Consider the following 10,171-nt stretch of genomic DNA (forward strand, 5'->3'; position numbering starts at 1 on the left):
GCAGCATCTAGAAGGGAATTGGCCGAATTGGTAGGTGTGGTTTAGGTTTATATCAGATCTTCACAAATCTCTCCACATACTTTAACCTCTTTCCTAAAGTCGCCTTCAATCGATCGATATTTTGTATCGGAGTTGGATCAATCCCCCTTAAAATGGCAGAGTAGATCGATGCAAAATCTAGGATGTATATCATCGAGATTATGTAATCTAGATCGGATCTGCCTTTAGACATCACCTCCATCACATCGACATTAGAATCTTCGATGATCTCTTTAACTGCGTTGAACCTCTCAAAAACCTCGATAGGTTCATTCGGATATCTGATAAATAGAGGTCTCCAACCCTCTATACCATCCCTTAACCAAGTCGCAAGATCGTTATGGCACAATTCAGGTAAGATCTCTACCAAGGCATGAACCTTCGCATTTTCATTTAATGAATTCTTAAATCGGATCGCAGCCGAACGGTGAAGGCTTGAAGCGTAGATTACAGGTAGGCATAGATGGAGCCAGTCTGCGATCTGCTTCGAAATATTCTGCTCAAGATCGATGGTGGGTAAGATCGATCTACCTACATCTTCTAAAACACTTATCGAGCCTTTTAATTCATCATCAAAACCATCTATCAACCCTGACTTGAGTAAAACCTTGGCCGATGTATAGAGCATGTAGGGTAAAGACGATCTAGGGGTGAGTAGCATTTTAATCTTCGTATGGCAAATACCTTTTCTTACACTTACCTCTTCCAGCATCCCTCCAGAAGATATCGTTGCAATCGCTGCGCCTCTCTTTAACGCTTCAGCCAATATACTCAACGCTTCTTCGGTTTCGCCTGAACAGCTTATAACGATTACGAAGCTTCTTCGATCAACGAATCTAGGTAAGTGGTAATCCTTTACCACATGGATAGGGATATCGATCTTAAATTGAAGCCAATCCTGTAGAATATCCCCAATAATACCCGAGCCACCCATGCCTCCAATGACGATCCTATGGGCCTCGATACTTTCTGGGCATTTGACATCGATCTTTAACGCTTCTTTAGCATGGTGTGGCCAATCGACGTAATCACGGTAGAGCCCGTGTCGATCGACCCTTTCAACCTCTACCGATTCAAGTACCATGCTTCTATCAACTCCAATTCTAACTTATCAAGAAGTATGTCACGTAGCCTTATAAAATCTTACCGAGCCTCCTCAAGTATTTCTCATACGCTTCCAAGTAGGTCTTTTTATCACCTATATCGATGAACTCGCCTTTTGTAATATAACCGAATATGCGTTCCTTAGCCCTTAAAGCATTCTTAAACGCCCTATCCATACCATACATAACATCTGTAGGGATGTATTGAAGGAATCGAGGCTCCATGATGTAACACCCAGTATTTATCAACCCACTCACTTTTGGCTTCTCCCTCCACCTTTTGATAGCACCATCATCATCGATTTCGATAAAGCCGTACTTCAAGGAGATCTTGTAGGGCTTGAGGATCATCGTCGCCAGCGCACCTTTATCCTTATGAAAGTTCAATGCATCCTTTAAATCGAAATTTAAGATCGTATCACCATATATACAGATAAATGTTCCATCGATGTACTTTTCAGCGACCTTTAATTGGCCAGCCGTGCCCAAAGGCCTTTTAGCATGGGCGTAACTGATTCGAACCCCCCATTCATGCCCATCCTCAAAGTAACCTTCAATGAACATCTTCAAATATTCGACCGAGATGATGATATCATATATACCATTATCCCTTAACCAATCGATTATATGCTCCAAGACCGGTTTATGTCCGAGGGGGAGCATCGGTTTTGGAAGGAAGAATGTGTATGGCCTTAAACGGGTCCCCAAACCTCCAGCCAGTATTACCGCCTTTAACGCTACCATCAACGTATCAATAATCCTTCACACTACATAAGTCTTATGAAATCGACCGATCGTTCTCGCTAAATCTTCCCTATTCTTCACACCTATCATCCTAATCCTATTTATCCTAATCATTCTAGCTATCTACCTTAATAAGACATCCAAGATCATGGCGGTAAAGATCAACGCAAGATAGGGGCTAGAAAATTTGAATACTATCCAAGCCCTTTCTTTGGTCGGCTTTGCGATGAGCCATAGATTCAATAAGAACATCGCCCCTCCAAAGATAATAGCTGTGATAAGATAGATTGTGCCGAATATATTGAGCAAGAATGGTATTATGCTAAATATGAACATGAGTAGAGAGGTTGAACCTATGCACCTTACCGCTACTTTTTCACTTACGACTACAGGGAGCATGGGCACCTTTGCAGCGATATAATCCTCTTTATATCTGATGGCAAGGCTCCATATGTGAGTCGGGATCCACAACACCACCAACGCTGCTATAATAAGTGAAATGGTATCAATGAAGCCCTTTACAGCCGAATAACCGATCAACGCTGGTATGCCACCAGAGAAACCTCCAACGATTATATTGATAGGATTCTTCCTTTTGAAGATCTTACTATAGATTATAACATTATCGAAGATGCCCAGCATCATCAGGATAAGTGTGAGTGGATTTAAAATGTATGAAGTGATAAATGATAAGATCACAAGGATTAGGCCGAAGTAGAGGGCTTTAACGGCAGGGTAGATCCTTCTAGATGGTATGGGCCTCAACCTTGTGCGATTCATAACGCTATCGATATCTCTATCGATATAATTTGTGAGTGTATTCGCCCCAGCAGAGCCGAGCGTTACGGCGGCGATCATGAGAAATAACCGATCGTAAGGGATCTGCCCTTCACTAGCTACAATAAATGCACCGATGGCCGTGAATAAGAGTAGAGACCAGATCTTCGGTTTGGTCACTTCAAAATAATTTATGATGGTATTCCTAATGGTGTGCACCAAGATCGAAACGATAGACCAATCGTCATGGTTTTATTTATCCTTATCTTTATCTTTTTTACTCTCAATAATCTTAATAGCCCGTTCGAAATCTTCAGGTGTGTTGATATTGAAGAATGTGTATAATTCTCGATCGAATTCTCTAATCTTATCTATAGGTATATACTTTACCCTTTTTAACCTCTTAACGATATCTAAATTCCTCAATTCGTTAGCTTCATATGCTTCCTTGGCTGACTTTAAAGTACTCACCACCCTATATACTGCGTGTAATGGTTCGATAAAACCATTGGGCCATCGAGGTATAGCGGCATCAAAATCTATCGCCTCTTCAAATAAGAATTTAACGACCTTTGAATTCACAAAAGGTGTATCACAAGATACTATAAAGGCATAATCTGTAGTCACTCTAGACAACCCACTATAGATACCTACCACTGGGCTCTGCTTAGGGAGTAGATCGATCACTAAGTATACATCATCGGGCAATATCTTCTTGTAGTTTAAAATGTTGGAGTTCCGACTTATGGCAACGATGATTTCATCCGAGAAATTCTTCACAACTTCGATGATATGTAAAATTAATGGTTTATCACCTAAGATCAATAATCCTTTATCTGAACCCATTCTTTTACTCAAACCTCCAGAGAGGATTACGGTCGCCATCGATCTTATCGACCGAACCTCTATCCACTATGATTCAAACTCCAAAGACCTTCATTTACAACAACTACAAAATCTATACAACGCTACTTCTACTACTCCTACTACTTCTATATAATGAGTGCTATTTATCAAGAGCCTTTTTCGAGAGCCTTTTGAATCTCCTTTCGCAACTCTTCAACATTCTTGCCTTCTGTACTAATACCTAATTCTTTCGCAACCTTTTCCAACCTTTCCTTCTCACTCACACCTTCTTCGACTTCTTCCTGCCCCCTCTTGAACTCAGCCTTTGCACGTCCAAGTGATCGGGCAAGTTCAGGGATCTTCTTCGCACCGAATAAAATCAGTATTATCGCAGCTATGAGTATAATCTCCCAACCTTGCAAACCCCAAATCTGTAGATAGTGATTGAACATACCTTTACCGCACTATTAAAGAATTTAGGATGATTTTAACCTTTCTATTCTAGAATATTCCTAGGTATTTGAAATGACCTTCCATCAACACCCTTTAAAGGCTACATTTAAATATAAGATCCTCCTCCCCTTCCAGCTGGAGGGAGTGTCTATCTTCATAGAAGGCGATTACCTTCATCGGTAATAAGAATAATTCATATAAATGGTTAAAACGAGATGTATTAAAGTGGATCCTTGGTATAAATATTGAGGTGGACGATAAGTTTGAATAAGGTCAAATTCGCCATACCGAAAGGTTCACTGGAGAAAGCTACATTTAACATCCTCGAGCGTGCATGGTATAAAATCTATGGTAGCGATAGAACCTATAGGCCTATCATCAGCGATCCAGAGATCGAACTGAAGATACTAAGGCCTCAAGAAATCCCCGTAAGTGTGGCAGAAGGATTGCATGACGTGGGTATTACAGGTGAGGATTGGATACGGGAGACGAACGCTCAAGTAGAGAAGCTCTTGAATTTAGAGTATGGCCGGGTTAAATTAGTATGTGCAATACCACAAAACTCTCCTTTCAACTCACTATCTGATATGCTCAAAGCCTTTCATAGGGAGAAGAAGGATCTAAGGATTTCAACAGAATACTTGAATCTTGCATCTTGGTATATAAAGTCAAACCCCATCTATAAGGAGCTCTACGGTGATGAGGATCCTTTAACTGTAACTCCCTGGTGGAGAAAAGGGAGTAATCCAAGGGTGACGATCTACCTCTCCTTCGGTGCTACAGAAGCGAAACCTCCCGAAGAAGCGGATATGATCATCGATATCACAGAGACCGGTACTACGTTAGAGCAGAATAACCTAAAGATCATTGAGAAGATCCTCGAATCATCGGCTATATTGATCGCCAATAGAGAGGCTATGAAGGATAGATGGAAGTGTGAGAAGATCTACGATATACTCACACTATTGAAGGGTGTCTTAGATGGTGAAAAGAAACTTCACATATTTGTGAATGTAAAGAAAGAGAATCTAAATGAATTACTCAAACAGTTACCCGCATTGAAGAAACCTACGGTGAGCCCATTATCTCAAAAGGGATGGTACTCTGTGAACACAGTTATAGATAAACGAGAGTTCCAAATGTTGCTACCGATCCTCCGTAGGCTTGCCCAAGGCCTCGTCGTACATGAACCTCAACAGATCCTATCGTTAGAAGATATCGTCAAGAAAAGTGATAATGATTGATAAGGGTTGAAATGGTTACAGATGAGCGATTAGAATCTATAATCGATGAATTGAATAAGTTACGATCTATCAAATACATCGATCGAAGAATCGAGCAGGATGTGAAGAAGATCATTCAAGATGTTATCGATAGGGGTGATGCGGCATTGATAGAGTACACCGAAAAGTTCGATGGTGTGAAATTGGATAGAGATGAGATCATGATCAAACGAGAGGAGATCGATGAGGCATATTCAAAGGTCGGTGAGAGGGAGATCTCGGCCCTGAAGGTCATAAAGAAGAATATCATGAGAGTAGAAGAGAGGAATTTAAAGGGGTTGAGATGGAGAATACGCAACAAAGGTGTAGAGATCATCAACCATATCAAACCTATTGAGAGTGTAGGGTGCTATGTTCCGGGTGGAAGGGCATCTTATCCGAGCTCTGTGTTGATGACCGCTATACCATCGATCGTTGCTGGTGTGCCTAGAATCGCCATCTGTACCCCACCATCAAGGTCGAAGACCCTAAATCCACTTACATTGGTCGCAGCTGACATCTGTGGTGTAAAGGAGATTTATAGGGTCGGTGGAGCACAGGCGATAGCGGCATTAGCTTACGGTACAGAGAGTATAAAGCCCGTGAAGAAGATCGTCGGTCCGGGCAATATATATGTGACTGTAGCGAAGAAGATCGTTTCTAGTGATGTATCGATAGATATACTCGCAGGGCCTACAGAGCTGTTGATAATCGCAGACCATAAAACCGATCTGAAGAACGTGGTGAGAGATTTAATCTCACAGGCTGAGCACGGTGAAGAGAGTATATGTGGTGTAGTGACAACCTCTAAAGATATAGCCGATCGAATAATCGATCTTCTCAAAAAAATTCTACCATCTATAGAGAGGAGGGGGATTGTGGAGAATGCGCTATCGAATAGAAGCTTTATCGCCATATGTGAAAGTATGGATCAAGTAATTAAGTTTGCGAATCTATTTGCTCCAGAGCATCTTGAAATCATGGTGGAAGGGGCCGATGAGTATGTAGATAAGATCGATTCTGCTGGGCTCATACTCCTCGGTGAATACTCCCCTTCTACTATGAGTGATTACTATGTAGGGACGAATCACGTCCTCCCCACTGGTGGATCTGCTTCGATCTACTCAGCCCTATCGATACTGGACTTTGTTAAAAGAATAAATGTGGTGAAGTGCTCAAAGGAATATTTAAGGAGATCTGCCGAGACCATTCGCACGGTCGCTACTATAGAGGGTCTTTACAATCATTGGCTAGCTGTAGAGGAGAGGCTTAAGGAAGATTGATCTGTGGTTTGAACCATTATCGTTATATCGAGTTAGATCTGGATGGTACTTGCTACATAAGAGCAGACTCTGTAGATTCGATCGAACGAGTGGATGGGATAATCTTCGATTGTGATGGTGTATTGATCGATGCGAGCGATTCATATGATAAGACGATTCAGATCACCGTAAATTATATCCTTTCACAATTATTAGGAATAGAACTCCCTGAAGATTTTGTACCTATGAATCTTATCTACCAATTACGAATGAGTGGAGGATTCAATAACGATTGGGATACCTCTTACATAATACTCCTTTACATATTTTCACAACTCCCAAAAGATTTTCAGAGCACATTTACAGATATTTACAGAAGGTTACCGAATGAGCTCTGTAAGAAAGCTAAGGAGAGGTTGATGGAGGTTTCCTCATCACTAAAGAGTACGAACGTTATGAAGGATGTGCAACTGAATATTGAGAAGTTGCAGAAGGGCCTATTCAACTTGGCAAGGATGGCCGATAGCTCAGGGATTAGCTCCTTAGAGGGCTTTTTGAATGGCGAATCTCTAACCACGTTCAAAGAATTCCTTAAATACCCAGGTAAGATAGGGGAGAGCCTAGTTACTACATTCTTTGAAGAGGCGTACTTGGGGAGTGAAATATTTGAAAGGGTGTATAAAATCGAACCGCAGTTCAGACTCGGTCTGGGGATGATAGAGAATGAGAGGCTGATGGTCAAGGAAGAAACTCTACAGGAACTTTTGAACCTCCTTGGTGAAGGTAAACTGGGTATCGCTTCGGGTAGAGGTTACTACGCCACTCAAAAGACCTTAGGAAAGCTCATGAGTTACTTTAATCTCGAAGCGATGGTATTTTCTGCCGATGATCTGCTGAAGGAAGGGTTGACCAAAGATGAATTGATGGAGCTCGTAAAGCCCGCCCCATACCCATTATTAAAGGCTGCCGATGGTCTACTCGGTGCCTCTAAAGTAATGTATGTGGGTAACTCTACCGAAGACTTATTGATGGAAGAGAGGGCGAATAAAGTTGTGAACAGATTCCTTTTTGCTGGTATATATATCAGTCGGTATGGATGTGAAGCTCAGGACCAATTAAGGCTCTTCTTGGATCGAGGGGCTGATGTAGTGTTACAATCGGTAAATCAATTACCAAAGGTTTTGAGGAGGTTTAGGTGAAGGTTATGAGGATCGGGAGGGTCGAAAGGGAGACTCGTGAAACGAAGGTCTTAGTAGAATTGAATGTAGATGGTGAAGGGAAGGCAGAGGTAGATACGAGTATAAAGTACCTTGATCATCTGATAAAGACCCTCGCCACTCATAGCTCATTCGATATAAAGGTGGAGGCTAAGGGCGATTTACAGCACCACATCATCGAAGATTTGGCGATATGCCTTGGTGAGAGTTTAAATAGAGCACTGGGTGAGCGTAAGGGGATCTCAAGATTTGGTTACGCGATGGTGCCTATGGATGAATCCTTGGCTTATGTGAGTGTAGATCTGGTAAGGAGGCCATTCTGCGTATTGAATCTAAAGATAGAGAAAGATAATGTAGAGGGTATTGTGAGGGAGGATATCTACCATTTTATTCGATCCTTTACCCATTCTCTACAGGCGACGGTTCACATACAGGTCCAGTATGGTGATAATGAGCACCATAAGGTTGAGGCAGCGTTCAAAGCATTGGCACTGGCATTGAGGCAGGCGGTCTCGAGCGATGTAAAGCGTAGAGATATCCCGAGCTCGAAGGGTGTTATGTAGTTGCGTATAGCGATATTGGATTATGGTGTCGGTAATCTCTTTAGTATAAAGTGTGCCTTAGAGAGGTTAGGTGTCGATGCATATATAACGCCATATTTGGAGAAGGGTGAATTTGATGGTATAATTCTACCCGGTGTAGGAAACTTTACACACGCTTCCAGACATCTAACTCAAAATGCTGCATATATTGATTTGATCGTGAATAAAGGTACCCCAATCTTCGGGATCTGCTTGGGCATGCAACTCTTATTTGAAGAGAGTGAAGAAGGTCATGGAGATGGTCTAAAGTTACTATTGGGCAAGGTATTGAAACTACCAAAGGGTGTGAAGATCCCTCACATAGGTTGGAATCGCCTTAAGGTAAAGAAGTCACATAAACTTGTGGATGGAATCGAAGATAATTCGTGGGTCTACTTCGCACACTCCTACTATCCAAAGCCCAACGAATCGAGTATCTGTATTGCAGAGGTTAGCTATGGTATCACATTTCCCGTGATCGTAGCTAATAAGAATATCTTTGGGACTCAATTTCATCCAGAGAAGTCTGGTGAGGTTGGGAATCAAATATTGAGGAACTTTCTTGAGCTATGTAGGCGGTGAGCAGATTGGAAGTATGGCCCTCCATCGACCTCATGGATGGTAAAGTGGTGAGGCTTACGAGGGGCGATCCGAGCTCGATGAAGGTGTATAGTGATGAACCATCGTCGGTTGCTAAGAATTGGATGGATCTAGGGGTTGATGGATTACATATCGTAGATTTGGATGCGACCTTGGGTAGAGGTTGTAATCGCCCATCGATCCTATCTATAGTAAAGTCGGTGGATATCCCGGTTCAGGTGGGTGGAGGTATTAGGGATTCGAAGTATGCGAAGGAGTTATTCGAAGAGGGTGTATATAGGGTTGTGTTGGGTACGTTGGCATTCAAAAACCCAATCGAATTAAAAGGTTTACTGAGAGAGTACGGGAGTGAGAGGGTCATGGTCGCCCTCGATTATAGATCCGGTATCGTCATGGTCGATGGTTGGAGGAGGTCTACAGAATTCTCCCTTATAGATGCTTTAAACCGATTTAAGGGTGAGGGTGTGAAGCTCTTTCTATTGACCTCGATCGATAGGGATGGTGGATTGAGCGGGCCAGATCTATCTACGATCGAGTCGATAAGGGGTGTGAAGGGTGTAGAGATCTTTGCGAGCGGTGGTGTAAGGAGTATCGAAGATATGATAAAGTTAAGAGATCTGGGTGTGAGGGGTGTGATCTTAGGGAAAGCCCTATATGAAGGTACTATAAACCTTAAAGAGGCGATCCTATTGATCAAAAGGTGTGGGGGTATAGTATGAATTTGGCGAAGAGGATCATACCATGCTTAGATGTAGATCACGGTAGGGTGTTAAAGGGGACTCGCTTTCGTGATATGAGGGATATAGGCGACCCCGTAGAGCTCGCCAAAAAGTATAGGGATGATGGTGCCGATGAACTGGTCTTCCTCGATATAACCGCATCTGTAGAGAAGAGGAGGATTCTGATAGAGATGGTACGTAATGTAGCATCCCATCTAGATATCCCATTCATCGTTGGTGGTGGGATCAGGAGTGTGGAGGATGTGAAGATGATCTTATCGAGTGGTGCAGATAAAGTCTCTATAAATACGGCCGCTGTAGAAAACCCCATGCTCATCAAGGAGTTGGCCGAGCGATTCGGTCGGCAGTGTGTAGTTGTAGCTATCGATGGCAAACGCAAGGTCGAAGAAGATGGTAATGTATGGTTCGAAGTATATACATATAGTGGTACTAAACCGACGGGTTTGGATGTTATCGAATGGGCTAAGCGTTGTGAAGCATTAGGTGCTGGTGAGTTATTGGTCACATCGATCGATAGGGATGGTACGAAGAGCGGTTACGATTTAGA

12 protein-coding genes are annotated in these 10,171 nt (G+C 42.4%); 7 read left to right on the forward strand and 5 right to left on the reverse strand.

Going from position 1 to position 10,171, the window contains the following annotated elements; translation table 11 throughout:
• Positions 1 to 52: 52 nt before the first annotated feature.
• The 5 genes from NZ896_05205 to NZ896_05225 all read right to left on the reverse strand — a co-directional run bounded on the left by NZ896_05205 (position 53) and on the right by NZ896_05225 (position 3,961).
• The gene (locus NZ896_05205) at positions 53 to 1,123 is read right to left on the reverse strand and encodes a bifunctional phosphoglucose/phosphomannose isomerase (GenBank protein MCS7116853.1); all 1,071 of its coding nucleotides are present in this window, start codon (positions 1,121 to 1,123) and stop codon (positions 53 to 55) included.
• 49 nt (positions 1,124 to 1,172) lie between these two features.
• Positions 1,173 to 1,886, reverse strand: a complete 714-nt coding sequence (locus NZ896_05210; GenBank protein MCS7116854.1) for a nucleotidyltransferase family protein — start codon at positions 1,884 to 1,886, stop codon at positions 1,173 to 1,175.
• A 123-nt stretch (positions 1,887 to 2,009) separates the two neighbouring features.
• Positions 2,010 to 2,882 carry a heme o synthase gene (locus NZ896_05215; protein MCS7116855.1) on the reverse strand — a complete coding sequence of 291 codons (873 nt, stop codon included), beginning with the start codon at positions 2,880 to 2,882 and terminating at the stop codon, positions 2,010 to 2,012.
• 33 nt (positions 2,883 to 2,915) lie between these two features.
• Positions 2,916 to 3,548 (reverse strand): molybdenum cofactor guanylyltransferase, encoded by a 633-nt coding sequence (locus NZ896_05220; protein MCS7116856.1) that lies wholly within the window; start codon positions 3,546 to 3,548, stop codon positions 2,916 to 2,918.
• Between the two features lie 128 nt (positions 3,549 to 3,676).
• Positions 3,677 to 3,961 carry a twin-arginine translocase TatA/TatE family subunit gene (locus NZ896_05225; protein MCS7116857.1) on the reverse strand — a complete coding sequence of 95 codons (285 nt, stop codon included), beginning with the start codon at positions 3,959 to 3,961 and terminating at the stop codon, positions 3,677 to 3,679.
• 264 nt (positions 3,962 to 4,225) lie between these two features.
• Here NZ896_05225 and hisG point away from each other — a divergent pair, with 264 nt between their 5' ends.
• From hisG to NZ896_05260, 7 genes are all read left to right on the forward strand, one after another.
• Positions 4,226 to 5,206: an ATP phosphoribosyltransferase gene (hisG, locus tag NZ896_05230; GenBank protein ID MCS7116858.1), complete on the forward strand. Its 981-nt coding sequence runs from the start codon at positions 4,226 to 4,228 to the stop codon at positions 5,204 to 5,206.
• The gene (gene hisD / locus NZ896_05235) at positions 5,203 to 6,507 is read left to right on the forward strand and encodes a histidinol dehydrogenase (GenBank protein ID MCS7116859.1); all 1,305 of its coding nucleotides are present in this window, start codon (positions 5,203 to 5,205) and stop codon (positions 6,505 to 6,507) included. Before hisG ends, hisD begins: the two co-directional genes overlap by 4 nt.
• Positions 6,508 to 6,515: 8 nt before the next feature.
• Positions 6,516 to 7,685 carry a hypothetical protein gene (locus tag NZ896_05240; GenBank protein MCS7116860.1) on the forward strand — a complete coding sequence of 390 codons (1,170 nt, stop codon included), beginning with the start codon at positions 6,516 to 6,518 and terminating at the stop codon, positions 7,683 to 7,685.
• A 5-nt stretch (positions 7,686 to 7,690) separates the two neighbouring features.
• A complete protein-coding gene (gene hisB, locus NZ896_05245) occupies positions 7,691 to 8,266 on the forward strand; it encodes an imidazoleglycerol-phosphate dehydratase HisB (GenBank protein ID MCS7116861.1) in 576 nt (191 codons plus the stop codon).
• On the forward strand, positions 8,267 to 8,866 hold the full coding sequence (gene hisH, locus NZ896_05250; GenBank protein ID MCS7116862.1) for an imidazole glycerol phosphate synthase subunit HisH: 600 nt from the start codon (positions 8,267 to 8,269) through the stop codon (positions 8,864 to 8,866).
• Between the two features lie 5 nt (positions 8,867 to 8,871).
• Positions 8,872 to 9,603 carry a 1-(5-phosphoribosyl)-5-[(5-phosphoribosylamino)methylideneamino]imidazole-4-carboxamide isomerase gene (gene hisA / locus NZ896_05255; protein ID MCS7116863.1) on the forward strand — a complete coding sequence of 244 codons (732 nt, stop codon included), beginning with the start codon at positions 8,872 to 8,874 and terminating at the stop codon, positions 9,601 to 9,603.
• The coding region (locus NZ896_05260) for an imidazole glycerol phosphate synthase cyclase subunit (GenBank protein ID MCS7116864.1) at positions 9,600 to 10,171 on the forward strand (572 nt) is incomplete at its 3' end. The genes hisA and NZ896_05260, both read left to right, overlap by 4 nt.

The sequence above is a fragment of the Nitrososphaerales archaeon genome (assembly GCA_025058425.1).
Taxonomy (GTDB): Archaea; Thermoproteota; Nitrososphaeria; order Nitrososphaerales; family JANXEG01; genus JANXEG01.

Bases quoted from the DNA above. Each gene is read 5' to 3' on its own strand.
- NZ896_05205 (MCS7116853.1), bottom strand. From the start codon at position 1,123: ATGGTACTTGAATCGGTAGAGGTTGAAAGGGTCGATCGACACGGGCTC.
- NZ896_05210 (MCS7116854.1), bottom strand. From the start codon at position 1,886: ATGGTAGCGTTAAAGGCGGTAATACTGGCTGGAGGTTTGGGGACCCGT.
- NZ896_05220 (MCS7116856.1), bottom strand. From the start codon at position 3,548: ATGGCGACCGTAATCCTCTCTGGAGGTTTGAGTAAAAGAATGGGTTCA.
- NZ896_05225 (MCS7116857.1), bottom strand. From the start codon at position 3,961: ATGTTCAATCACTATCTACAGATTTGGGGTTTGCAAGGTTGGGAGATT.
- hisB (MCS7116861.1), top strand. From the start codon at position 7,691: ATGAGGATCGGGAGGGTCGAAAGGGAGACTCGTGAAACGAAGGTCTTA.